Origin of the sequence: Rhizobium tropici CIAT 899 (assembly GCF_000330885.1) — a bacterium.
In the GTDB taxonomy this organism is placed as follows: domain Bacteria; phylum Pseudomonadota; class Alphaproteobacteria; order Rhizobiales; family Rhizobiaceae; genus Rhizobium; species Rhizobium tropici.
The window spans coordinates 2,440,814-2,464,230 of record NC_020059.1 but is presented as its reverse complement, the minus strand read 5'-3'; the positions used below and the strand labels follow the sequence as shown (position 1 = coordinate 2,464,230).

Below are 23,417 nucleotides of genomic sequence, written 5' to 3'. Positions count from 1 at the left end.
CATGTTTTCGAGGACGACCGGCTTTCGATGGAGGCGCGTTGGCTCCTCGGTTATCTCTTGTCCAAGCCGGACAACTGGACTGTCGTCGTCGGCGATATCGTCAAAAAGGGCGGCTGCGGACGCGACAAGGCGCGCAAGATGATCGCCGAGCTTGTCGAGTATGGCTATGCCGAGCGCGAGCAGTCCCGTGCGGACGGCAAATTCGGTGCGTCCAATCTGGTCATTTTTGATGAGCCGCGTTCCCCGGACGACGTTCAATCGGAGCCGTCCGATAGTGTGGCATTTTTACCGCAGACTGAAATGCCGGCGCCGGCAAAACCGTCGCCGGTAAAACCGGCGCCGGCAAAATCGGCACATAGTAATAACTTAGAATCTAGCAATACTGATTATCAGCAAGAGAGAGATGCGCGCGACGAAGGTTCGGAAGACAAGCCGGAAGCGGTCGAGCGTGCCTTTCGTCGCTGGTACGCCAAATGGCCGACGCGGGACAAAGACAGCGAATATGCTGCCCGGAAGGCTTGGCAGAAGCTCTCGCCAGAGCAGCGCGCCGAATGTATCGCCAAATCACCGACCTACATCGAGCGCGCAGAGAAGGCGAAAATCTCGGTCCCGTGGGCCGGAGCTTTTCTCACCGGCCGCGATTGGGAGAAGCTTGAAGACCCGAAGTCCGACGTTGCACTGCCTATCGTCCACGGGGCTTACACGAGGGCGTGGCATGCCGGGCGTTGTGCCGAGCTGCTGAAACCTCCTCCCGCCACTATGCCGGCATTGCCGCCGCTGCTTCGGGCGCTCGTGGCCAAAGGCGGCGAAAAGGCTGAAGCAATCTTGCGAGAACGCCGCGTCAAGCATGGTTGGCCGAAGGTCAACACCATGGACGAGCGTGCCCAGGACCATAAGGGCATGACAGTTCCGCCGAGCATTTTCCGTATCTCGGAGGGCTTCACCAGCACGCGCCGGAACGGCGAGCTTTGTGCCGCTTGGGAGCGATATTTCGCCCGTTGCGGCTTGCCATGGGTGCCGGCTCCGGCCGGCGTCGAGTGGTTCTTCTTCCCACCCATCGCTGCCGATGCCACCGATTTGGACGCGGCTGTCAGGGAGGCGTGGGCAGCATTTGAACAGCAGGTTAACGAGGGACTTTCCAATGATGCATAACGTGAAAATCTATGCTGCCAGCAAACCGGTCAACCCGGAGGTTTACGACCTGACGCGCTTTGCATCGCTGTTCGATCAGATGCGAGACCGCAAGCGAATCAAGGCCACGATGCTCTCCATGGCGGCGAGCGATCAGCCGGGGAACCGGGAATGGTTTGTGGTCGAGACGAAGCATAAGCAGGAAATTTCTGTTGAACACGCCCTAAGCAAAGCTGGCGTGAAAACTTTTTTGCCGCTGGAGAATGTCGGTCAACAGGTTGTTCGTGGCAAGCTGATGCAAGATGTGATGCGCCCGCTGATGCCTGGGTATGTGCTCGTCAACATGGTGTATTCGGCGGCTGCGGTATGTGGCATTAGCCGCGTCGAAGGCGTTGCCGGCTTCGTCGGCGGCATGGTGTCGCCGCATCGTGTATCCGATCAGGAAGTGCAAAGATTCAAAGCGTTCGATGAAGCGCCCGACGCGCAACACTGCATGGCATTTAAGCGCGGCATGATCGTTCGGTTTGCCTTCGGACCCTTCGCAAAGTTCAACGGAACCATCTGCAAGATGCGCAAGGATCGCACCATTGACGGCCAACGAGTGCCGACCGGAGCGGTGGTCAAGGTGGAGCTTTTCGGCAAGGAACATCTCATAGAGGCCCCTCTTGCGTTCTTGGAAAAGTTGTGAGAGTCAGAGGGCAGGATGATCTACCGTCCATGTGCAAGCGCGCCACCTGTGGGGCAGGCGAGTGGAGCGAAAAGCTTCCACGCTGTTTAGCCGGGTAGACCCTGCCTTGTCCCTCTCGATTGAGAGCAGCGACTCAAGGCCGGTGCTACTGCATTGCCAAAAACATCATCGTATCGAAGGCGGTCCAGCGGATCGCCTTTTCTGCATTCCATAGGTAGGGCTCGCTGATGACCGCGATATCCATGCAATGGGCTGACCGTAACCTTTCGGAATATGGCAAGCGCATTGGGGAGCTGAAGGATCGCTTCCCGAAGGTCTTGCCGCGCATCGTCAATCAGGTCGGTAATCGCGCCAAGACGGTTGTCATTCGTGAGCTGACGAAACAGACAGGCTTGCCGCGCGCGACCATCGTCAGAGCGATTGGCAATCCATCGACAGCGCATCCCGGGAAACTTTACTATGACATGACCACTCGGGGTGGGAACATTCGGTTGAAATTTCTGCGCCCGAAGGAAACGCCGGCCGGCGTGGTGGCAAGACCCTTTGGCAAGCCGACGCTCTATCCCGGTTCGTTCATGCGAGGTGGCCATTTCCCTGACCGCAAGGACGTTTCACGCTTCAACGGCCACGTCTACTATCGCTTGAATCGGTCGGGAACGAAGATCACCTTTGCGCGCTCCGGGGTTTTTATCCCGAAAGAGATGACAACGGGTGCCACGTCGGCGGCATTCCATCGGATCGCAGCGCCATTGCTCAAGGAACGGGTCGGAGCCGCCTTGAACAAGCTGGTCCCCTGACCCTCCGACCCCCTCGGCCCTCCGGGCCGGGGCACCCCCCATTCAGGGACCGGTTTGCCGACTTTATCGATGGACGGGCCAGGGGGACTGCGCGATTTCGCCAGTAGCACTTTCAAAAAGCGGTACACGGATACACGTGCAATACACGTGTGAATGCACGGGTGGCACACATGAACGAGGAATGGATATCGATCACGGAAGCCGCCGCACGACTTACACAGGCTGGCGACAAGATCGACCGATCGTCACTCTCACGATATCTCAAGCAACATTCCGAAGCTCTGCCGCTCAAGGCGGACGGCAAATCGAACCTTGTCGATTTTGTCGCGCTCATTGCCCATCGCAGTGAGAATGTCCGCCTCAAGACGCCGGTTGCTTCATTACCCGCTATGGGAACCGGGCCGGCGTCGGCTCCGCAGATGATGCCGTCTCGCTTCAAGGGCACACAGTCCGATGGTGCTGCGCGTAAGGCGCAAGCCGAAGCCGAGCTAAAGGAGATGGACCTTGCGGAGCGGCGTGGCGAATTGACCATTGTCGCCGAAGTCGATCAAGGCGGGCGCGATGCAATCGCCCTCATGCAGAGCGCTTTCGAGCGTGCGATTGAAACGGAAGCTGCTGCCGCGTCCCTGAAATACGGATGGGATGAGCGCATGGCCCGCCTCGCGCTCAAGGGTTTTGCGAGGGAGGGCCTGAGCGTCTTCAACCGCGAAATTCTGAAAAGGCTGGACGGCATGCGGCGTCAGTCGGAGGCGGGCGGCGATAACCAGTATCACGAGACAGGGCAGGCTTTGCAGTGAGCTTTCATGATGTTCGTGTCCGATTTCCGGAGCTGGCAAACGGCGCGGCTGTCCTCTTCGGAGGCTTGGCCGCTGCAAGCCGTCCAGCGGAAGACCTGACGATAAGCGAATTTTCGGATCGTCATCGCAAGGTGTCGCCGGAATCGGGTTCACCTTGGCCCGGCGATTTTCGCACCGACCGCGTGCCTTATCTACGCGAGCCGCAAGATTGCCTGCACCCCGATCATCCGGCGCGGCGCGTGACATGCCGATGGGCTGCGCAGCTCGGGAAATCGACCGCAATCGAAAACTGGTTTTGCTTCATCGTGGACCAATCGCCGGGGTCGATGATGATCGTACTGCCGACACTCGAAGAGGCGACCAAATTCAACCGCATCAAACTGCAGCCGACCATCGAAGCCTCGAAGCGCATCGCGCACAAGGTATTGCCGGTCAACAGCCGCGATGAGCAGGGCAGCACAACGTCTTTCAAGCGCTTTGCCGGCGGCTTTTGCCAGATAGTCAACGCAGGCTCTTCGAAGGGCCTGCAGATGGTCTCGATCAAATATCTAGCTATGGACGAGGTGACCGGCTACCCGAAAGACGTTGACGGTCGCGGCAGTCCTCGCGATCAGGCGCGCGCCCGTCAAAAGATGTACGGCGACCTTGCCAAAGAATGGCAGGGGTCCACGCCGGGCATCGCGGGTGAATGCGCGATCTCGGAGGACTTCGAAAGCGGCGACCAGCGTTTCCGCTACATGCCTTGCCCGCATTGCGACACCTATCAGCCGATCATCTTCGACATGATGCGTGGGCCCGATAAAGAGCGCGGGCTACCGGTTCATGTTCGGTGCATGCGTTGCGATGGCGTCATACTCGACGGCCACAAGCGGGAAATGGAAGAACGGGCACACTGGATTGCCCGGCGTGTCCAAGACGATGAAGAGCCGGTACCACTTGAGATTTCGGCGGAAGAAATAGGCGATTGGATTTGCCCGCCCTGCGAGGGGCGCTGCCGCGACTGGCAACCGAGTTATCATTTGTGGGCCGCTTACGCGATCCGGGAAAAATGGGCGGATATCTGGCAGCGCTGGATTGACGCCCAGGGCGATACGACAAAGCTCAAAACCTTCTATCAACAGGATTTGGCAGAGCCCTACGATCCCGGCAGCACAACCGTCGAATGGGAAAAGATCGTCAAGGCGGCAAGAGACGAGATGGTGCCGACCGGCATTGTACCGGAATGGGCCGCGCTGCTTGTCTCTGCTGCCGACGTTCAGGGATACGGCATCAAGTGGGTTGTCTATGCCATTGGTCCACGCGAGCAATATTGCCTAATCGACCGTGAGATTTTCGAAGGCTCGCCGGACCAGAGCGATGAGCCGTGGATACAGTTATCCGACGCCTTGAACCGAACCTATCTCACATCAGGCGGACGTGAAAAGGCAATAGACCTTTCGGGCATCGACTCTGGGTGGTCGACAGACAGAGTCTATCGCTTCTGCGTTGGCCGTCCGAACGTCATTCCGTTGGACGGACGCGAGCCCGTCGGCTTGCCTTGGCTCGGGACACCCGTAAAGAAGGATGTCAAGGACCATCGGAAAAAGGTCATTGCCAAGGTCTTGCTCTATCCTGTCGGTCTCTACGATGTGAAGACCGCGGTCACTGCGGCGCTCGCCAATCTCGTCCAAGGTGCCAGCGAGGTCGGGCAGTGGCCGCGCGGTACGATCCACTTCGCGGGCGATCTCTGCGACGAGGATTTCGCCAAGGAGCTAACCGCCGAATGCTTGGTGGACGAGGAAGAGGAAGCCCGTACGAGCCTCAAGCGAAAGTCGAAGCGGCTCGTAAACCCGAAAGCCGGACGGAAATGGAAGAAGATCAACGGTCGCATGAACGACTGGTTTGACGCGACCGTCTATTCCTATGCCCTCGGCTGGTATCTCCAGAACAAGCGCAAGCTTACGCTCGACCGGTGGGCCGACCTGATTCGTGAACTGCACGGCGAACCAGAGCAGGCAAACGACCTGTTTGACCTGGCTGACCTAAGCCCGTTCGGCAAGCAAGAGCAGAAGCCAGCGCAACCATCCGGAAAACCACGTCAGCGTAAGCGTTGGGGGTCATACTCATGATTGAAAGCAAACCTCGGATGCGCGTGAAGGCGAATTCGATCCGGGTCGAGATGCCCGCGCCGCAGCCTGCGCCGTCCCGCAAAATGACCGCGCGATATCTTCGCGGTGATCGGGCCGGCACACTTAGCATGCGCCGGGCGGTCACACGCGATGCACGGATAGATGTGCGTGAAGCTGCTGAACGTGCTTCCGCCTTGGCCTTCGATTTCATGCAGAATAGCGGTTGGATATCGGGCGCTATCCAGCAGATCGTCACCGATACCATCGGCGAAGAGCTGAAACTTGCCTGTCTCGCACAGCTCGAATCCTTCGGTTACACAAAGAAGCAGGCTACGGCATGGTGCCGCCGCGTCGAGCGGGCTTGGCGGCGCTGGGCATGGAACCCGAAGGAATGCGACCTAGCCGGCAAGGCGACTATTGCCGATATGGCGGAAGCGGCCTTGCTCAGCTTCCTTGCGACGGGCGAGGCTTTCGGGTTGCTCGATAATCTGCCGCTCGAAAAGCAACGTCGCCTCGGTTTGAAATCTGGTACGAAAGTTTCTCTGATCGCCTCGCATCGCTGCCCTCGCAGGACAGAGGAAAGCGTCGGTCTCGATCAGGGTATCTACCATGATGAGGATAATAGGGCGGTTGCCTATCGCTTTCGTGTTCGGGCGGGTGGCGTTGAGCAAGATCGGACCGTTGACGCTTCCGACGTTATCCATGTCATGGATCGCGCCGCAAACCTCAATAGTCCGCGCGGCATTTCGGTCATCGCAGCCGCGTTGAAGGTTATTGCACAGTCAGACCAGTTGGCCGATGCGACCTTGGCGACGGCTTTGATGCAGACCATCTTTGCGGCGACCATCAAAAGCCCGGAACCGAGCGAAACAGCGTTTCAGGCCATACAGACGTTGAACGACATAGACGCTCCCGCCAGCTTTGACGGGGATTGGTCGGAGTTCATCGGTGGGTTGCAGCAAGACTTGCTCGACGTTTGGGACCATCGCATTGGCGCGTTGAAGGAAAAGGGCATCTCCATGTCCGACTCCGCACGCATTAATCATCTCGGTCCCGGCGAAGAATTCCAGATGCACACGGCGGCAACACCGGGTTCTCAGTATCTGCCGTTCTTCCAAAATCTGTTGAAGGAAGTGGCCCGTTGCCTCGGCATCACCTACGAGGCATTGGCGATGGATCATTCCAACGCTTCTTATTCCTCGGTCCGAATGGCGGTTGCCAGCATATGGCCGATTGTTTTGCGTCGGCGCACTCGTATCGTCGCCCCGTTCTTGCAAGGCATCTTTGAGCGCTGGCTTGATGAGATGATCTTTCGCAAGATCATCCCTTTCAAGGGCGGATATGAGGCTTTCAGTCGGGACAGAGAGAGCGTTTTTCAGACGGAATGGAGCGGTCCCGCCGCACCGTCTGCCGACGATTACAAAGCCGCCCTGGCTGCAAAGATCAGGCTCGAAACCGGTCTGTCCACCTATCACGACGAATGCGCTCTCGCCGGCAAGAACGGCGAGGAGCAAATCGTGCAGCTTGGGCGCGAAAAGAAGATGTTCGAGGATGAGGGCGTGCCGCATCCATTTGGCCGGTCGCAGGGCGGTGGCGGTCCCCTCGGGGCCGCAGCCGTTGGAAATAGAGACCCCGCGAAGGAGGCTGCTTGATGGCGGACGGCTCGGACCCGTTGAAAATCGATTGGTGCGCGCGCGCGGTAAAGCTGCGCCGTGTGGAAGAAGCGTTGCTTTCCGGCGAGATGGTCACGGAAGCGCGCTTCGGCGAGGACATGACCCGCTACGCCAACGCTTCATTGGCAGAGGTGCAGCGGGCTTTGAATGAAGCCATCCGCAATTGCCAGATTGCGCGAGGCGAGAAACCTGCGCGAACCCGATACGCGATCAGCGGTCGCATGCGCCCTTACTGAGGTCACGGAAATGGCTGCAATTCTTGAAGACGGGAAGCTCCGGCTTTCCGGCTATGTCGGCGACTATTACTTTGAAGATGGCTTTACATCGGCCGATGTCGTCTTTGCCTTGTCGCAAATCGAGGCGGATGCAGAGCTTGCCGTTCACATCAACTCGGGCGGCGGCGTTGCTACGGAAGGTGCGGCAATTCACGCTCTGCTCACGGCGCGTCCCGGTATCACGAATGTCGTGGTCGAAGGGATTGCGGCGTCTGCCGCATCCCTCATTGCGATGGCAGGCCATACCGTCACCATGTCGGCGGGTGCAGTCATGATGATCCATGATCCGAGCGGTTACACCTTCGGTAATTCCGACGATCACAGCAAAACCATCGAAGCGCTCGAAGCCTTGGCAACCTCCTATGCCCGCGTCTATGCGGCCAAGTCCGGTAAGACTGCTGACGAGTGCCGGGACATCATGAGGGCGGAACGCTGGCTGACACCTGACGAGGCGGTCGCCGAAGGCTTCGCGGATGAGACGACTGAGAATAAGGCGAAGGCGGTTGCCGCCTTCGATTACCGGCTTTTCGCCCACGCTCCGAAAAACCTCGTTGCGCTGTCGAAGGCCAAGAATTGGTCAATGACGACCTCTCCCCCTCCCAAAAGTCAGAACCCCACGTCCACCAAGGAGAAGACCATGAACGACAAAGAGCGCGCGGATAACCTTGCGACCGAAAATGCCGGCCTGAAAGCGCAGATCGAAAAGCTCACAGCCTCGGCAGAAACCGCCGTGAAAGAAGACCGCGAGCGCCGCGCCGCGATCATGGCGCTCGACGAGGCCAAGGGACGCGAGGCGCTGGCGGAGCATCTTTTTGCAACCGGTGTTTCCGTCGATGCCGCCAAGGCAACGTTGTCGTTTGCGCCAAAGTCCGGCGATGCCGGCGAACAGGAATATCAGCCGCCGCGCACCATGAATGCACAGGGCCTCAATCGCGAGCCAACCAACAGCAAGCCGCAGGCGAAGTCGGGACTCTCCGCCCGGATCGATGCCCGCGTGCAGCGCGCCAAAGCATAGCCCGTTCTGCTCGTTTTCATCTCACCTGAAACATATCTTTAGAAGAGGATATCAACATGGGCACTTTGCCTGTTCTGAAATTCCAGCAGTCGCCGGGCATGTCCAAACTGCTGAAAAAGGAAGTCGATCCCGAAATTTGCCGTGGTGTCGGCACCTTGCTTGCAGGGGAGGCTGCAGCCCGCTCCGTAAAGATGGGCCAGCTTGTCGGCAAGATCGTGGGAACCGATCAGGCTCCGGCCGGTGCGAAGGCTGGCAAGCTTGTTGCTTGGGACCCGGATGCAACGGACGGCAGCCAGATCGTCTACGGTGTTTGCCTCAAGGATTGCGAAGCGGTGACCGGGGCCGATCTGGTTGGCGGCGTTCTCTACTCGCGCCGTCTCTCGGTTCTCAATCGAGCCGCTATCGTGTGGCCGGCTGACGTGACCGACGCCCAAAAGGCTGCGGCACTCGATGACATCGAAGAGCGCTTGGGCCTGATCGCCCGCGCCTAATCTCCCTTCATCATTCGCTGGAATTTCCGCCTCGCGGTCGCGGGTAGGGGTTCCTATGCCTATCAGGATACAAGGACCAATCCGCCATGCCGGAAATCGTTTTGCCTTACTCTAACGTTGATCTCACGACGGAGGTCAACAAACTTCCGAATACCTTCGGTCTACTCAATGCGCTTGGTATCGCGCCGGGCGAGCCGAAGCGTTCGCGCCTCGTTCGCATCGATTATAGGGAAGGGCAGATTGTTGTCCTGTCCCATCAGGAGCCGGGCGGACCCGGCGAGATTTCGGACGATGGCGTGCAGTCTGGTATCATTCTGTCCATCCCTCATTTCACCCACTTCGAAAACATCCTTGTCGGCGACATTGATGGCCTCTTGGAAGTTGTGAACGGGCAGATTACAGAAGCATCGCTCGACGCCGAGCTTGAGCGCAAGCTCATCACCATCCGCAAAAACCATTCGATCACGCGCGAATTTCTGCGGCTCGGCATGCTGCGCGGCGAGATCAAGGATGGAAAGCTGCGGACGCTGTATAATCTCTATGATCTCTTTGACGTGGAGCGGAAGGAAGTCGATTTCGCCCTGGGCACGGCCGGCACCGATGTTCGCCAGAAGTGCGAGGAAGTCAGCGATCACATTCTGACGAATGCCAAAGGCGAGACGGTCGGCGGCGTTGAAGCGGTCGTAGACAGCAAGTTTTTCGCCAAGCTGATTTCGCATTCCAAGGTCGAAAAGTATTGGGTGCAGGCGCAGAACTCTTCACTGCATACCCAGTTGGAGCGCCAACGTCTCGGCGGCAACTGGGGCCGGGTGTTCGAGTTCGGCGATATCGTCTGGCGAGAATACAAGGGCGGCTTGCCGGTCAAGGACAATGACGGCCGCATCGTGACGGCAAAGAATGTCGAGGACAATTCCGGTTCGGTCTATCCGTCCGGAACGCAATCCATGTTCCGCACCTTCGATGGTCCGGCCTACCACATCGACCGAGTCAATCAGGCTCCGGGCGCGGACGAGGAAGGCTCCATTTTCATCTCCACGAAGGAACTGGACCACGGCGTTGGCCTCGAACTGAAATCGCAGTCGAACATGCTTGCCATCTGCAAACAGCCGGATTGCTTGGTGCAGGTCAAAACCTCGAACTAACAGCAAACGTCATCCGGTCGCCACCATGGCGACCGGATGCAGCCTTTGGAGATTGAGCATGCCTGTCGGGGCTACCTTTCACAGCGTTCGCGATTCCGTGGTTTCGGCGGTAGACGCGAAGTTTGCCGAAACAGTCCGCTTGTCTCCCATGAGCGGCGGCGCGAAGGACCAACAAAGGCCGCAGCGCGAAATTTCGGCGATCTTGCGTACAGGCGCCGAGAAATCGAACGCCGTTGACACTGCGAACCCTGCCGCATGGCAAATTAAGATCGCGGCGGGCAAGGCCATGCTCTACATCGACCGCACGCGATATCCCGATATCGTTTTGAAGAAGCAGGACGCGGTGCGCGCGTTGACCCGCCACGGGCAACCTGTTTTCGAGGTCTCGCTTGTCGATGACCGCAATCATACTCGGCTGATTGTCGAGCTTGTTCACAAATAACAGAATTGGTGAGTGTCAATGTCCCTCGTACGTGTCGCCTTGCGCATCTGTGCCGTGGAAGCCCTGAAAGGGCGGACACTGGTAGATGGCAATGTTCTCGATAGCCAGATTGGCGCGCTTGACATTGCCGCCAACGGATCGCTGCACACGCCGCAGGAGAAGCCGTTTATCTCTGTCTATACCGATGACGCCAAGGTGACGGATGGGCTAGAACTTCGCTCACTCACAAAGAGCGGCAAGGTGGATATCTTTTTCGAGGCGGGAATAGCAACCTCGCATGTCGTGACGGATGCCGCGACTGATGAGTCCGTCATATATGAGGGCGTGCCGGCGACGGACGCGAATTTCGAATTCCATCTGGATTTAACGATGCGGCAAATTACCGACACGCTCGCCGACCCGGATAACGAATGGTCGGCAATCTTCAATAGTCTGGTGCTCGGCTTCGGACAGTCGCAACGCTCTCGGGCAAGCGGCGATACCAATGGTGTCCGGCTAGCGGCACACCAATTGAAATTGACCGTGGATGCTATTGCCGACCCGGTGCGCGGTATTGCGCTCAAAGCCAACTCGCCATTGGCGCGGTTTTTCGCGAAGTGTGAAACGGAGCTTGTTTCGCGCTCGCCGGATATGGGCCGAAAGATCGCGCTTATGCGTGCACAGATCTCCGGCGATGCGGACGAACTGCAAGCCGCGATGCGCCGTTACGGCATGATCTACAGCGAGGCCGACGCCATGTTGATGACGCCTGCATTCGAGGTGACGCGATGACGGGCCTCGTTGAACAGCTTTCGGACATGATGCACCGTATTGCCGAGCTTGAGCGCCGCAACCGCAATCGCCGCCGGAAAGGGACGATTGCAGAGGTCAGCGACGACAAAAGCATGTATCGGGTCAAGCTGTCCGATCAGAATGGCAAACCTTATCTCTCGCCATGGATTAAGGCGCGGACGCTCGCGGCCGGTGGCGTCAAGGTGGACGTTCTTTATCTGAAGGGCGAGCAGGTCGATGTTGTGTCCGAAAGCGGCGACATGGCGGACGCGCAGATAGATTTCTCCACATACAGCGATGCGAACGCTCGCGAGAACAAGGATATGCCATTGCATATCAAAATCGGCGATACCGTCGTGGAAGCCTCGGCCAATCTGGTGAAGGTGACGGGCGCAACCGTGATTGTTGAATCGCCCAATGTACAGCTCGGCGGCGAGGGCGGAAAAAAAGTCGCTCGCATCGGTGACAGGGTCGATGTGGGGGCGGGCTCATCCAAGGGACTTTGGCCTATTGTCGAAGGGTCAACCCGCGTCTTCGCGAAAGATTAGATTCCGAGCCATTGCCGGAGACATCGTTATGGGGTAGCGCAACCCTTTTGCAAGTTTTCTGTGATTTCGTAGCTGCCAATGGTTGTGTTGAGGGCGCATAATGAAAATCTTAGTTTCCGTTTTTCTGGCATCTTTTTCGGCCAGTATTACCGTTGCGCAAGCAGGCGATGTTTTTACTTGCCGCAAGATCGCGAATGATGCTGCGCGATTGGACTGCTATGACACCCTTTTTGGGAAGACTGGGGAGGGTGCCGCAAAAAAGGTTGATACGGCTCTGACTATTTCGTGGAGCGATCTTCAAGTCGATTATAAAAAGATGCGCGGGCAGAGTGTCACCACCAGTGGGAAATTCTTGTTCATGGGGGAGCAGGGTCTGTTATATGACAAAAACGGCGGTATGACCGCCTTTTTTGTCAATGTGGAAAAACTCCCGCGTGATCAGCTTAGTTTGCTCTACAACAACTGCACTAGCGGCTGCGACATTAGCGTCTCCGGCAAAGTGGGCGATGTAATGATGCAACGCGGAATTACGGCAGCAAGCGTGAACTTGGAGGACTAGATCCTCCCACCAAAATCTCCGACACTGAGTATAGCGAACAACGGAGGCGGTGGCATGCGATCGCCGCCCTTGTCGTGTTATGCGCTTTCAGCGGCATGGAAGCGTGACTATTCCACTTGTCCCCAAATGCGATTTAGAACCGCGAATGCCGCGTTAACTGGCTTCGTCTTTGCCAAAAATTGGACGGCTCACCTGAAGGCCAACGGCAGGGATTGAACCTGCACCCAAGCATTCCACTCGGGATCGCTGCGGCGACGTGTCTACCTATTCCACCACGTTGGCTGACTTATATAAGCGCACGCCTGCATCAGGCTCAAGCTTCGACATCGCCGGGCAATGGCGCGCGTCCGGTGAATTCAAATCGCTGCCCGCCGATCAGGCGAGGGAGCTTGCCCCGCCGTTTTGGCAATGTCGTTTCCCCTACCAAAAAGAAAGAGGTGCGGACCATGCCGGATTCGGCGGGACTAAGCGTCGCAAGCGGCAAGTCTCTTAGCAATTGGGGCCATGTCGAGCAGTCAGTGCGCAAGATATTGACCACCCCGAAACGGTCGCGCGTCATGCGCCGAAACTTCGGCAGTGACTTGCCGGACCTGATCGACGCGAAGATGACCCGCCGCAACGTTCTGGCTGTCTACTCCGCAGCGGCACGCGCAATTCTCGAATGGGAACCTCGCTTTCGCATGTCGGCGGGCAGGGTCACGCGGGCGGAAGCGGACGGCTCGATTACCCTCGAAATCTTCGGAACCTATTACCCACGCGGCCATCGCGGCGACTACTCCATTTCGGAGAGCGCAAGCATCCGCGTCATCTATAGCGGGGCCTGATCATGGCAATTCATACGCCAAACATCATCGACGTTTCGCGCCTGCCGGAACCCGATGCAATCGAAAAGCTCGATTTTGAAACGATCCTTGCAAGCCGCATGGCAGACTTCGGCAAGCGGGCGCAGCAAGCCGGTTTTGATTATGATGTCGGCGACCTTGAGACCGATCCTATCAAGATCGATCAGGAGGCGCATGCCTATCGCGAAGTGCTGATGCGCTCTCGCGTGAATGACGGTATCCGTTCGGTCTTGCCGGCCTTTGCTAAAGGCGGCGATCTGGAACACGCGGTTTCGCGTGCGAACGTTGTGCGCATCGTCACCCTGGACGAGCGCGGCAACGTCATCTTTCGGGAAGACGACGATGCGTTGTTGCGCCGCTATCTGGCGAGCTTCGACGCTCCTGCGGCCGGTTCGGAAGATGGCTATCTTGCCGCCTCCCTGAAAGCTTGGCCGCAGGCGCATGACATACGCGTGGTCAATGGCGGCGCTGGCAAGGTTCTCGTCTATCTGCTCGGTGCTGCCGGGTCGCCGGCTCCGGTGGATGCTGTGTTTTCGGTCGCCAAGGCGCTCGATGCAAAGCACGTTCGGCCGCTTACTGACGATGTGACCGTCTCGGCCGCGCAGATCGATCGCTACACCCTCTCGGCAACGCTGGTCGTGCCGCGTGGCCCGGACCCTGCGCAAGTCGTGAGTGCCGCGGTTAAAAGCGTCCAAGCCTTCGGCGCGACCCGATACCATATCGGGGCCGAAGTCCCGGCTTCGGCTCTTCTGGCTGCGGCTTACGTGCCGAACGTGATGCGCATCGAACCTGTCATGGTTGCCGACCTGCCGGCGCGTGCCAACGTCGCGCCATATCTGACGGATATCAATCTGACGTATCGGGTGCTGATGTGATCCCGGCGGAAACGCATCTGCTGCCGCAAAGCTCGGAGCCTATGGAAAAGGCGCTTGCGGCGGTCGGCGAGCGCACGGAAGCGATTGGGATTGACTGGCAAGCCCATCTCGACCCGATGCGCGCGCCCGTGCACTTCCTGCCTGTCCTCGCTCACGCGCATTCGGTCGATATCTGGAATCCGAAGTGGCCGGTTCATCATCAGCGCCGGGTGATCGCGGATGCCATCTATCATCATCGGATCAAGGGCACGCTTGCCGGCCTCGAAGCTTATGCCGGGATAGTCGGAAGCGAAATTATTCGCGCGATCCGGCCACCCGGTACGTTCTTCCTGTCGGGCGGCATGTCAGAAGAGCAGCGCGCGGCGCTTGCCGACCGCATGCCGCAAATCCGTATCTACAGCCGCGCTCTGCGGTCGAGTGCCGGGAAGCGGCTTTTCCTGTCTGCCCGGTCCTATTCCGCCTTGGGTGCATCCTTCGTCGCAGACAGCAAGGCGGCGGAGCGAATGCGTCCGCGCATCACGTTCTTCGAGGCCGGGCTAGAGCAGCCGATCAACGTCGAAGAGGTGACGGACATCATTCCGGGCCTTGGCTACGCGATGTACGAGCGAGCCTTGCTGCGGCGAAAGCGTCGGCGGTCCGTTAGCTGTCTCGGCGGAACCCTGCGCTTTTGGGTGACACTCGATCACAATCGCTCTGTCGCCGCCTATCGGCGTGCGGACGGCTCGCCCTCGGTCATTCGCTATGGCATGCGCCCGGCGACAGTGCAGCCAGAGGCGCAATACGGGCGGGCGGAAGCGGGGAGGGCGGCATTCTTCGGCCGACCGCTGCACCGTCGTTACTGGTCAAACATGCGATCCGAAACGCGCGTTTTCGAGCGCATTGTGATTTGGGACCCGGAAATGGTGCCGCGCCGAAGGGGAGCTTCCTACTTGGGCGTAAGCCGTTTCGGGGTTGCTCCGTTCACGGCCGAACTCGTGGTGCATGCACCTTCGATCCGACCGCGAAGGGCATTCGCTGTTGGCGGCTATTTCGGGAAATTCTTCGCCGCCTCGGATGGCGAGAAATATCGTGAAACCCTGCGCGCCCTTCGCGCCGCGAAATCGGCGCGGGATACCATCCTCATCAACACCAAAACATTCCGCAGCCCGCAGGCAGGTCAGCTCATTGTCGCTGGCACGCCGTTTGTTGCCGGCCGTCTACTCAGGAGCTGATTATGCTTAAAACAGTACCGTTTCAGGATCGCATGGAAGCGCGCCACAGCGATCTCAACAATATCCAAGGCTCCGCACGGGCAACCTTCGACACGCTGGTCAAGGACGCGGTGACGGCCGACGCGCCCGGCTATGCCGGTTTCGTTGTCACGAAGAACAGCGCGACGGAATTGCAGATCGCGGCCGGTCGCATCTATCGGCCGGATGGCGCGGTCTTCGAAATGGAACAGGCGTCCACCCGCAACATCGTTTCAATCCTGCCTTCGGCAACGAAGCGGCTCGTTGCCGTTATCGCCTACGGGCAGGAGGAAGACAGCCGAACCGAGACCCGCGACTTCCTCGTTGATCTGGAAAGCGATACCACGGAACCCCGCATGCTCGTGGTCGAGCGCCATCGCGCCGCGAAGCTCGACCTCGTTCCGGGGCAGGAAAGTGCCACGCTGCCGCGCCCGGTGGTCGATCAGTCGCTTATCGTCATTGCCTGGGTTACGCTGAACACGACCGGTATCGAAGCGATTGCGATGGAAGCTGCCAACGCCCTGCCATCCGTCACCCGCAACGATAAGCGCATTCGGTCGCTGGAGGTGTGGCGCGATCAGATCGAACCGCGCATCAACACGATTGCCAGCGATATCACCGCGCTTAAAAAGGGCATGGCGGGCATGGCCGGCTCGGGCGAATTGATTAACGTCATGCGCGATATTGCACGTCTGAAAGAGAAGCTGGAAATACCGGACGATGCGTCGGATTGGGCTTCGGACCGCTATTTGACCAGCAGCGAGACCGACAACGAAAACCTCGACCTGCTTTGCCTTGTCGAAGAGGGCGTGCGCTTTGCTCATGAGGCACGGAACGAGACACAGATTTCGCTCTATAACCCTCTCGATCTGAGCGCTTATCTGCCGGGCAACGGTCTGCTGCTGCCGGCAATCTCCGGCCGGGAAATCCGGCTGGCATCGTCGGCGGGTGCGGTCGATGGCTCCGTTGCCATTGCGCAGTACGGTTTCCAAACCCATGAGATGAAACAGTTGTCGGTGGCCCGTTCGCGCATGCGCTACGGCCCGGCCTATAACGTCTGCAACAATTCGCAGTGGTGGGCCGATGGCGTTTATGACAGCGCCACCAACACGTTCAAAAAGAACGGCGAAACCTTCCTCGTCACCGGAACGCAGATCCTCGATAACGTCTATGGGCAATCGTGGTGGGACCCGCTCAATGCGCATACCCTCCTTCGTGTCCAGCAGTTTTGGGAGGATACGTGGGAGGATAACTATTGGGTTGCGCAGACGACGGACAGAACGGTGTCCGGCGCGCAGATCGCACAGACTATCCTCAATTCGCAAGACGGTTGGCTTTCCGGCCTCAAGCTCCGGTTCACGGAAAAGGGCGCGGATGGCGATGTGCATATTTCCATCGGCTATACGACGGCCAGCGGCTCGCCCGACCCGGCGCACCTTGTGACGCATGTCACCATTCCCTATGCCAGCATCAAGGTTGCGCCGAACGATACCTATGTCGCCATTCCGCCCGTGTTTCTTGAGGCCGGGCAGCGCTATTCGCTCATCATCACCACGCTTGGCAATCACAAGGTCGCGGTGGTCGATAGCAACAAGTATGCGCAAGGCACGCTGTTCTACTCCACGGACGGCGCGTACTATCAGGGCGACCTCACGCGCGACCTTTATTTCCAGATGGAATATCTGGTCTTCAAGGCATCCCGCGTTGAAATCGAATTGGCGGCGCTGACGCTTTCGGGCGGCATTGCTTCCATCGATATTCTCGCCGGAACGATCAGGCCGAAATCATGCGCCATCGAGCATCAAGTGATGATCAACGGTGCGTGGAAGCCGCTGAACGTGCTGACGCCCAATCTGTTGGTCGGCTTGCCGCCGCTGTTGCGTCACCGCGTCGTCATGACCGGTACGAATGCCGTTGCGCCTGCTTTGGAGATACCGAGCAGCCGCATTCGCATCTGGCGTCAGCGGACCACGTTCAAGCACATTTCGACACGCCGGACGCTGGCGACATCGGCAACCACGATCACGGTTCAGCTCATTGTCGCCAAGTTCGAGGCCGAACGGCATACCTTGAAAGTCAGTCTCCGCAAGGATGACAACACCCTGATCGCGAGCAGCGGCTTTGTAGACGAGCCGATCGAACCCGGCCGCTTCCGCCGCACCTACAGCTTTGCCGCAACGCCGGCGATCAACGCCTACAAAATCCAAATCGAGGGCACGACCAACAATGCTCTCGTGCCCTTCCACGTTGAAGAGCGCGTTGACGTAGCGCTCTAAATTCCCGGAGACGAAACATGCCTGTCAAATCTACGCCGGCTTTCAAGCCGGACGCGGACTATCGCGTCCAAGTCGCAACCGTCGTCAAGGTCGTGGGACTGACCATTCGGCCAAGCCAGGGCGGCACCATCAAGGGTGCCGTCGCCGAGCAGATCAAGGCCGATATCCTCTCCTTCGAGGAAATCACCGAAGCGCAGGAGTGACCGGGTATGCGCCGACTGGATCAATATCAAATCAAGGTCGGCGATGATCTCGGCGACCCGGATTTCTGGAACCGCCGTTACGAAGACCTCGATTTGCGTCTGCATGGACAGGAGGAAATCGAAAAGGATTGGAGAGCGGCCGTCCGTGAGTTGCAAGAAAACGGCCTAAAGCGGATCGATGAAGCCGTTTCACCGCTCATCGCGCAGTTGCAGGAAGATTTGCAGCTTGGCGCGGTCTTTATCGCCGAAAGCAAGTCGGCCGTTGAGGTGAAGACCGGTCCTATGACCATCGGTATCAGCTCCGCGAACAAGCGTCGTTATTCGCCTGCGGCCTATCTGGCGTTGGTGACGCGCGACGCGCCTTACGGCGTCATGCTTGGCCGGCTGATTTCCTACAACCGTGACACCGGCACGCTTGCGGTCGATATCGAACGGACCTTTGGCGCGGGTGATCCCATCCGCACCAATTGGATTATCTCCGCGACCTCGCATATCGACTATCAAGCAGACCGCGTTTTCCGTGAGGCCGGCGGCGGTCTCACGTCCACGACGGTTGAAGCTGCCTTGCGTGAGCTTCTGGCTTTGACCGTACCGAAGACCCGTTCCGTCACGGCCGGAATGGGGTTGAAGGGCGGCGGCGAAATGAGCGGCGATGTGTCGGTGGCGCTCGATTTGGCTTACACCGATGTCCGCTATGTTCGTGCGCAGGAATACGACCAGCATCGTCATCCGTGGTCGGAAATTGACGACAAGCCGACGACGCTCGCCGGCTACGGTATCGGGGACGCTCATACGAAAGCCGAGAACTTCCGCCTTTTGGACGGCAAGCAGGACAAACTTTCATATGTTGCGGAAGACAAGGCCAGCAGGGGAAAGCCGGACGGTTATGCGCCGCTCGGTCCCGATGGCAAGATTTCCGGCGCATATCTTCCCGTCGATGGCAGCTTTCTTGGCGTCTACAATGCCGCCACGAATACGCCTGCCATCTCTTCAGGGTCCGGGAACCGGGGCGACTTTTGGGTTGTCTCGGTGCCCGGCAAGGTCACGGCCGATGACGTCGGCGATGTTGCTGCCGGCGATCAGTTGCGCCGTGGTCCGGATCGTTGGGAACGCGTTCCGACATTCACCGCTGTTTCGTCAGTCGCTGGAAAGACAGGGGTCATCACCCTTAATGCCAGCGACGTTTCCGATAGCGGAGCGACGGGGCAAGCAATCCTAAAGGCTGGCGACGCATCAGCGGCTAAATCAGCATTGCAGCTTGTCACTGCCGATCTGTCGGATTTCTCGACTGCCTGGACTGCTGCTTATCAGGGCGTGACTTCGGCATATGCCCGTTCGTTCCTTGCCGCCGTCGATGCCGGCGCGGCCCGCACTTTGCTGCAGCTCGGCTCTGCGGCCTTGCAGCCATCGACGGCGTTTGCCGCCTCTGCCCATGTCGGCGCGGGCGGTGCTGTCGCGCACCCTGACGCGACGGCCGCGACCAGCGGATTTATGTCCGCCGCCGACAAGACCAAATTGAACGGTGTTGCGGCCGGGGCCAACAACTATGTCCACCCGACTGGCGATGGCAACTTGCATGTGCCGTCAACCGGTATCGGCAGTTCGAAAAAGGTGCTGACTGCCGGCGGAGCGGCCGGCTCAATGACATGGAGCTTTGTGGATTTTGCCGATGTCGCAGGTAAGCCGACGACGCTTGCCGGCTATGGCATCGTAGACGCTTATTCATCCTCCACCATGGATGCCCTTTTGGCAGGAAAGCAGGCGAGCCTTGGCTTCGTGCCGGAGAACATCGCGAATAAGGGAGCGGCCAACGGTTATGCCTCGCTCGACGGGGCAGGCAAAATTCCGACCTCGCAATTGCCTGCTTCGGCAATCACCGACACGTTTGTTGTCGCCTCGCAAGCGGCGATGCTCGCTCTTGCGGTGCAGAAGGGCGACGTTGCCATTCGAACCGATGTCAACAAGAGCTTCATTCTGCAAAGCGAACCGGCTTCGACGCTGGCGAACTGGCAGGAGCTGCGAACGCCAACGGACGTTGTGCAGTCCGTGGCCGGGCGGCAGGGCGCGGTAACGTTGACCTCAGCCGACTTGACGGATGCGAGCACCGTGGGGCGAGCCTTATTCACCGCCGCGAACGCGACTGCCCAAGTTGCCGCTCTCGGTCTCGGGAACGTCAACAATACCTCTGATGCGGCAAAGCCGATCTCGAACGCTACGCAAGCGGCACTGAATCAAAAGTCGGATACCGGGCACAAGCATGTCATCGCTGACATCGCGAACCTGCAAACGACCCTGGATACAAAGCAGGCGGCTTTAGGTTACGCGCCGGCCAATAAGGCTGGCGACATGTTTACCGGCGATGTTGAGCTTGCATCTCCAGCGAGCAATGCAGACATCGGCCTGTGGCTACACCGCAGGAATGTGAAGCGTGGAAGGTGGGTCGTAGACGCCAATGGTAGCCTGTGCTGGCAGGACCAAGGCGGGCAGATCCATTTTTACATCTCTAGTGCTGGCGCCATCGGGACCCAGCAGCTCGGTGACTTGAACACGCGGATTGAGGACCGCTCCTATTATTGGGGCCAAGCGCACGTTAACAACGCCGTCACCAACTCTCAAATGGCGGGCTACGTCGAAGTGCTGATGGCCAATGGCTCCGTCATCAACAATGGCGGCTACGTGCTGACGATGGCGCAGCGCGTGGACCGTGACCAGTACAGGTTCGGCTCTCGTCAGCCGCAGCTTTACATTCAAAATCGCGGTTGGTTCGCCGCTTTCCCATTCTGAGGAATCCTATGCACGATTTCGGAAAACTCACTTCACGGGTTGAAACCGTGGAGCTTCCCGGCGGTCGGGAAACCCAAATCTATGTCTTTTACGGTGCCGGCGGCACCGAGTGGCACGATCTCTATAAATCGCTGCCACCCTTTGATTTCTACGTGGCGCTAGATGACGGCGACCGCGTGGTTTCTATGGAATCCAATCCCGAACACTCGCAGATCGCGAGTCATCGGATCATCGGTATCAGCCGTGAGGAAGCCGGCGATTTCACGCGCGGTCCCGGCGGTAGCGTCTACGGCATGAAATGGAACGGCAGTCGGATTGTGGACCCGACCGACCACATGACCATTGAACAAAAGCGTGCGGCAATGCCGGACCTGACGCCTCGCGAGTTCCGAGACGCGCTTATCGATAACGATATCATGCCGGACCAAGTGACGGCGGCAATCAACGGCATTGCCGACGCAAAGGCACGGGCTAAGGCGCTCAATGCCTGGGAATATCCTACCATGTTCTCGCGCACCGATCATTTGCTTGAGCAGATCGGATCATCCTTCGATCTCTCGCCGGAGGCGATTGATGCCATGTGGACGGCGGCCGCGCAGCAATAGGCGCGGCTCCCGAAGCATCATGCTTCACACCCTCGACATTCGTTAATTCAGCCCGCTGCGCTCCGGCGGGCCGCTTGCTCTTTGCCGCCCTGAAAACTTGAGGCGGCGCAATCGCACCCGATCCTCTGTCATTTCCAAAGGAGACCTTTATGGCCGACCTGTCCTATGCGCATGGCGTGACGCTCGCCGAAAGCGCGGAAACCCCGTCGCTTCTGCGCGTCCAGCGCAACGGCATTACCTTCGTCAACGGCACGGCACCCAACGCGGATGCCGCCGCCTTCCCCTTGAACTATCCCACCCTGATTACCTCGGAACGGGCGGCTGCGGCGCTCGGCGCTGCGGGCACGCTATTGGAAGACGTGACCTCCGTTTTTGGCGAAGGCGGTTCTTGGTGCATCGTCAACCGCGTGCCCGATAGCGCCGACCCGGCGGCCCAGCAAGCTAATCTGCTTGGCGACCCGGTTGCTCGTACCGGCCTATATGCGGCGCTGCGTGCCAAGGCGATTACCGGCTATCAGCCGCGCGTCGTCATTACTGCCGGCGATACCGGCGCTTGGATCGAGGCGGGCGTTGTTTCCGTTTCGATGTCGGAGCAAGGGGCCAAGCTGACAGAAGCGCCCATTGTCGAGGCGTCCGGCGGTGGCAATGATCCCGACAAAGTTCTGCCCAAGCTTGAGGCAATCATGGGCACCGGCATTGTCGATGCAGGAAAGGTAGTCGCGGTGCGAGTGGTCGAGCCGGGCAAGGCGCTTTCGCAGCCGCCGACGATTACCTTTACCGGCGGTGGCAAAGAGGCGGACAAGGTATTGCCGAAGGCGACGGCTAATGTTGGCGACGTTGCCAATCCGTTTATCTCCGCGCTAAACGTCATAACCCCGAAAATCCGGGCGAGGGCTTACATCTCCGGGCCGAACACCACGAATGCGGAAGCCGTTCGCTTTCGTCGTACGGTCAACGGCGGTCGCATTCTCATCATCGATCCAAAGACCATTAAGAACGTTAATGGCGTACCGGTGACAAAGCCTGTCGCCGCCGTTTTCGCCGGCATTCGCGCTCGCGTCGTCGCATCCTCAGAGGGCGTATCCGGTTCGGTATCGAACAAGATCGTTCGCACGATCGATGGCGTTGCCCGCACCATCGCTTACCCCGAAGACAGCAACTATCTGAACGAAAAGCAGGTCGCCACCATCATCAACGAGCGCGGCGGCTTCCGTACGTGGGGTAGCCGTCTGGCGACGGACGATCCGCTTTGGCAGTTCGATAGCGTACGCGCGACGGCTGACATGGTGAACGAGGCGCTTGAAGACCTCTATTTCCTCTACGTGGACCGCAAGTTCACAAAGGCCAATCTCAAGATGATGATCGAAGACGGCAACGCCGCACTTCGCGTTTTCAAGAACAATGAGGATATCCTCGGCGGTCGCGTCTGGCTGTCTGATATCAATGAGCCGACCACGCTCGCCGATGGCAAGCTTTTCCTTGACGTGGAATTCGAGCCGGTCGGCCTCATGGAACAAATCCACGTCACTACCCATCGCAACATTCTCTACTACCGGCTTCTGCTGGATGAGGTGAATGGCGCAATCGAAACCGGCCCGCTCTCGCTCGCCGCCTGATAAGGAAAGCCCGACATGGCAGAAAAGACCCTACCTAGCCGCATCCTGCGCGACTGCATGATGTGGGCCGACCGTACGAGCAAGCTCGGGCAGATCGGCGATATCACCGTGCCCGTGCCGGAAGCCAAACGCGAAGACGTGCGCAATGCCGGTATGATCAAGGCCCGCAAGGTCCATCTCGGCTACGAGGCTCCGGAGTTTAAGTTCAAGATGCCGGGTCTCGACCCGCAGATCTTGAAGCTCTTCGGCCTAAAGCCGGGCGTCGATACGCCATTCATGATTACCGGAGCGCATGTCGATGAAGACGGCACGACGCATAGCGCCGTGCTGACCATTCGCGGCAAGATGTACAAGCCCGATCATGGCACATGGAAAACCGGCGACCTTGCCGAGAACGACTATGCCGTTGACGTGAACTACTACAAGCTCGAAATCGACGGCGAAGAAATCTACGAGATGGACGACTTTGATTTCAGGGTCGGCGGTGTCTCGCAGTATGGCGACATCCGCAACGCCCTGCTGCTCTAGCAGCTAGCGACATTCTCTCATT

Annotated in this window: 23 protein-coding genes and 1 tRNA gene; 23 read left to right on the top strand and 1 reads right to left on the bottom strand. The window is 58.8% G+C overall.

Going from position 1 to position 23,417, the window contains the following annotated elements; all coding sequences use genetic code 11:
- The first annotated feature begins 27 nt into the window (after window positions 1-27).
- The 14 genes from RTCIAT899_RS12110 (at window position 28) to RTCIAT899_RS12045 (ending at window position 12,437) form a co-directional block, all read left to right on the top strand.
- On the top strand, window positions 28-1,152 hold the full coding sequence (locus RTCIAT899_RS12110; protein WP_244441412.1) for a helix-turn-helix domain-containing protein: 1,125 nt from the start codon (window positions 28-30) through the stop codon (window positions 1,150-1,152).
- Complete coding sequence (gene nusG / locus RTCIAT899_RS12105; protein WP_135488204.1) at window positions 1,142-1,819, top strand: transcription termination/antitermination protein NusG; 678 nt, start codon at window positions 1,142-1,144, stop codon at window positions 1,817-1,819. The genes RTCIAT899_RS12110 and nusG overlap by 11 nt, the downstream gene beginning before the upstream one ends.
- Window positions 1,820-2,046: 227 nt before the next feature.
- Complete coding sequence (locus tag RTCIAT899_RS12100; RefSeq protein WP_041677586.1) at window positions 2,047-2,616, top strand: hypothetical protein; 570 nt, start codon at window positions 2,047-2,049, stop codon at window positions 2,614-2,616.
- Between the two features lie 170 nt (window positions 2,617-2,786).
- Window positions 2,787-3,413 carry a hypothetical protein gene (locus RTCIAT899_RS12095; protein ID WP_015340524.1) on the top strand — a complete coding sequence of 209 codons (627 nt, stop codon included), beginning with the start codon at window positions 2,787-2,789 and terminating at the stop codon, window positions 3,411-3,413.
- Window positions 3,410-5,521, top strand: coding sequence for a terminase gpA endonuclease subunit (locus RTCIAT899_RS12090; protein WP_015340523.1), 2,112 nt, complete (start codon window positions 3,410-3,412; stop codon window positions 5,519-5,521). The genes RTCIAT899_RS12095 and RTCIAT899_RS12090 overlap by 4 nt, the downstream gene beginning before the upstream one ends.
- On the top strand, window positions 5,518-7,173 hold the full coding sequence (locus RTCIAT899_RS12085; RefSeq protein ID WP_244441411.1) for a phage portal protein: 1,656 nt from the start codon (window positions 5,518-5,520) through the stop codon (window positions 7,171-7,173). Before RTCIAT899_RS12090 ends, RTCIAT899_RS12085 begins: the two co-directional genes overlap by 4 nt.
- Complete coding sequence (locus RTCIAT899_RS12080) at window positions 7,173-7,430, top strand: hypothetical protein (protein WP_015340521.1); 258 nt, start codon at window positions 7,173-7,175, stop codon at window positions 7,428-7,430. Before RTCIAT899_RS12085 ends, RTCIAT899_RS12080 begins: the two co-directional genes overlap by 1 nt.
- Before the next feature lie 10 nt (window positions 7,431-7,440).
- The gene (locus RTCIAT899_RS12075) at window positions 7,441-8,484 is read left to right on the top strand and encodes a head maturation protease, ClpP-related (RefSeq protein ID WP_015340520.1); all 1,044 of its coding nucleotides are present in this window, start codon (window positions 7,441-7,443) and stop codon (window positions 8,482-8,484) included.
- 56 nt (window positions 8,485-8,540) lie between these two features.
- The gene (locus RTCIAT899_RS12070; RefSeq protein ID WP_015340519.1) at window positions 8,541-8,975 is read left to right on the top strand and encodes a head decoration protein; all 435 of its coding nucleotides are present in this window, start codon (window positions 8,541-8,543) and stop codon (window positions 8,973-8,975) included.
- Window positions 8,976-9,061: 86 nt separating this feature from the next.
- Entirely contained in the window at window positions 9,062-10,117 is a 1,056-nt protein-coding gene (locus RTCIAT899_RS12065; protein ID WP_015340518.1) for a major capsid protein, read from the top strand.
- 52 nt (window positions 10,118-10,169) lie between these two features.
- Window positions 10,170-10,559 carry a hypothetical protein gene (locus RTCIAT899_RS12060; protein ID WP_135488202.1) on the top strand — a complete coding sequence of 130 codons (390 nt, stop codon included), beginning with the start codon at window positions 10,170-10,172 and terminating at the stop codon, window positions 10,557-10,559.
- 18 nt (window positions 10,560-10,577) lie between these two features.
- Entirely contained in the window at window positions 10,578-11,330 is a 753-nt protein-coding gene (locus RTCIAT899_RS12055; protein ID WP_015340515.1) for a hypothetical protein, read from the top strand.
- Entirely contained in the window at window positions 11,327-11,878 is a 552-nt protein-coding gene (locus RTCIAT899_RS12050; protein WP_015340514.1) for a phage baseplate assembly protein V, read from the top strand. Before RTCIAT899_RS12055 ends, RTCIAT899_RS12050 begins: the two co-directional genes overlap by 4 nt.
- A 100-nt stretch (window positions 11,879-11,978) precedes the next feature.
- On the top strand, window positions 11,979-12,437 hold the full coding sequence (locus RTCIAT899_RS12045) for a hypothetical protein (RefSeq protein ID WP_041677582.1): 459 nt from the start codon (window positions 11,979-11,981) through the stop codon (window positions 12,435-12,437).
- A gap of 197 nt (window positions 12,438-12,634) precedes the next feature.
- Here the strand turns inward: RTCIAT899_RS12045 and RTCIAT899_RS33060 are convergent.
- A tRNA-OTHER gene (locus tag RTCIAT899_RS33060) sits at window positions 12,635-12,719 on the bottom strand.
- A gap of 164 nt (window positions 12,720-12,883) precedes the next feature.
- Here RTCIAT899_RS33060 and RTCIAT899_RS12040 point away from each other — a divergent pair.
- From RTCIAT899_RS12040 to RTCIAT899_RS12000, 9 genes are all read left to right on the top strand, one after another.
- Window positions 12,884-13,261, top strand: coding sequence for a GPW/gp25 family protein (locus RTCIAT899_RS12040; protein WP_015340513.1), 378 nt, complete (start codon window positions 12,884-12,886; stop codon window positions 13,259-13,261).
- Window positions 13,262-13,263: 2 nt separating this feature from the next.
- Window positions 13,264-14,154, top strand: a complete 891-nt coding sequence (locus tag RTCIAT899_RS12035; protein ID WP_015340512.1) for a baseplate assembly protein — start codon at window positions 13,264-13,266, stop codon at window positions 14,152-14,154.
- Window positions 14,151-15,365, top strand: a complete 1,215-nt coding sequence (locus RTCIAT899_RS31655) for a phage tail protein I (RefSeq protein ID WP_015340511.1) — start codon at window positions 14,151-14,153, stop codon at window positions 15,363-15,365. The genes RTCIAT899_RS12035 and RTCIAT899_RS31655 overlap by 4 nt, the downstream gene beginning before the upstream one ends.
- Window positions 15,366-15,367: 2 nt before the next feature.
- Entirely contained in the window at window positions 15,368-17,659 is a 2,292-nt protein-coding gene (locus RTCIAT899_RS12025) for a hypothetical protein (RefSeq protein WP_015340510.1), read from the top strand.
- Window positions 17,660-17,676: 17 nt separating this feature from the next.
- Window positions 17,677-17,862 (top strand): hypothetical protein, encoded by a 186-nt coding sequence (locus RTCIAT899_RS12020; RefSeq protein ID WP_015340509.1) that lies wholly within the window; start codon window positions 17,677-17,679, stop codon window positions 17,860-17,862.
- Window positions 17,863-17,868: 6 nt separating this feature from the next.
- Window positions 17,869-20,646 (top strand): phage tail fiber repeat family protein, encoded by a 2,778-nt coding sequence (locus RTCIAT899_RS33925; protein WP_015340508.1) that lies wholly within the window; start codon window positions 17,869-17,871, stop codon window positions 20,644-20,646.
- Entirely contained in the window at window positions 20,622-21,251 is a 630-nt protein-coding gene (locus RTCIAT899_RS31650) for a hypothetical protein (protein WP_135488201.1), read from the top strand. The genes RTCIAT899_RS33925 and RTCIAT899_RS31650 overlap by 25 nt, the downstream gene beginning before the upstream one ends.
- A gap of 149 nt (window positions 21,252-21,400) precedes the next feature.
- Window positions 21,401-22,867: a phage tail sheath subtilisin-like domain-containing protein gene (locus RTCIAT899_RS12005; protein WP_015340506.1), complete on the top strand. Its 1,467-nt coding sequence runs from the start codon at window positions 21,401-21,403 to the stop codon at window positions 22,865-22,867.
- A 15-nt stretch (window positions 22,868-22,882) separates the two neighbouring features.
- Window positions 22,883-23,395, top strand: a complete 513-nt coding sequence (locus RTCIAT899_RS12000; protein ID WP_015340505.1) for a phage major tail tube protein — start codon at window positions 22,883-22,885, stop codon at window positions 23,393-23,395.
- Window positions 23,396-23,417: the final 22 nt, after the last annotated feature.

Bases quoted from the DNA above. Each gene is read 5' to 3' on its own strand.
- RTCIAT899_RS12055 (WP_015340515.1), top strand. From the start codon at position 10,578: ATGTCCCTCGTACGTGTCGCCTTGCGCATCTGTGCCGTGGAAGCCCTG.
- RTCIAT899_RS12070 (WP_015340519.1), top strand. From the start codon at position 8,541: ATGGGCACTTTGCCTGTTCTGAAATTCCAGCAGTCGCCGGGCATGTCC.
- RTCIAT899_RS12025 (WP_015340510.1), top strand. From the start codon at position 15,368: ATGCTTAAAACAGTACCGTTTCAGGATCGCATGGAAGCGCGCCACAGC.
- RTCIAT899_RS12075 (WP_015340520.1), top strand. From the start codon at position 7,441: ATGGCTGCAATTCTTGAAGACGGGAAGCTCCGGCTTTCCGGCTATGTC.
- RTCIAT899_RS12045 (WP_041677582.1), top strand. From the start codon at position 11,979: ATGAAAATCTTAGTTTCCGTTTTTCTGGCATCTTTTTCGGCCAGTATT.
- RTCIAT899_RS12035 (WP_015340512.1), top strand. From the start codon at position 13,264: ATGGCAATTCATACGCCAAACATCATCGACGTTTCGCGCCTGCCGGAA.
- RTCIAT899_RS33925 (WP_015340508.1), top strand. From the start codon at position 17,869: ATGCGCCGACTGGATCAATATCAAATCAAGGTCGGCGATGATCTCGGC.
- RTCIAT899_RS12005 (WP_015340506.1), top strand. From the start codon at position 21,401: ATGGCCGACCTGTCCTATGCGCATGGCGTGACGCTCGCCGAAAGCGCG.
- RTCIAT899_RS12040 (WP_015340513.1), top strand. From the start codon at position 12,884: ATGCCGGATTCGGCGGGACTAAGCGTCGCAAGCGGCAAGTCTCTTAGC.
- RTCIAT899_RS12020 (WP_015340509.1), top strand. From the start codon at position 17,677: ATGCCTGTCAAATCTACGCCGGCTTTCAAGCCGGACGCGGACTATCGC.
- RTCIAT899_RS12000 (WP_015340505.1), top strand. From the start codon at position 22,883: ATGGCAGAAAAGACCCTACCTAGCCGCATCCTGCGCGACTGCATGATG.
- nusG (WP_135488204.1), top strand. From the start codon at position 1,142: ATGATGCATAACGTGAAAATCTATGCTGCCAGCAAACCGGTCAACCCG.
- RTCIAT899_RS12065 (WP_015340518.1), top strand. From the start codon at position 9,062: ATGCCGGAAATCGTTTTGCCTTACTCTAACGTTGATCTCACGACGGAG.
- RTCIAT899_RS12110 (WP_244441412.1), top strand. From the start codon at position 28: ATGGAGGCGCGTTGGCTCCTCGGTTATCTCTTGTCCAAGCCGGACAAC.
- RTCIAT899_RS12095 (WP_015340524.1), top strand. From the start codon at position 2,787: ATGAACGAGGAATGGATATCGATCACGGAAGCCGCCGCACGACTTACA.
- RTCIAT899_RS12100 (WP_041677586.1), top strand. From the start codon at position 2,047: ATGACCGCGATATCCATGCAATGGGCTGACCGTAACCTTTCGGAATAT.
- RTCIAT899_RS12085 (WP_244441411.1), top strand. From the start codon at position 5,518: ATGATTGAAAGCAAACCTCGGATGCGCGTGAAGGCGAATTCGATCCGG.
- RTCIAT899_RS12080 (WP_015340521.1), top strand. From the start codon at position 7,173: ATGGCGGACGGCTCGGACCCGTTGAAAATCGATTGGTGCGCGCGCGCG.
- RTCIAT899_RS12050 (WP_015340514.1), top strand. From the start codon at position 11,327: ATGACGGGCCTCGTTGAACAGCTTTCGGACATGATGCACCGTATTGCC.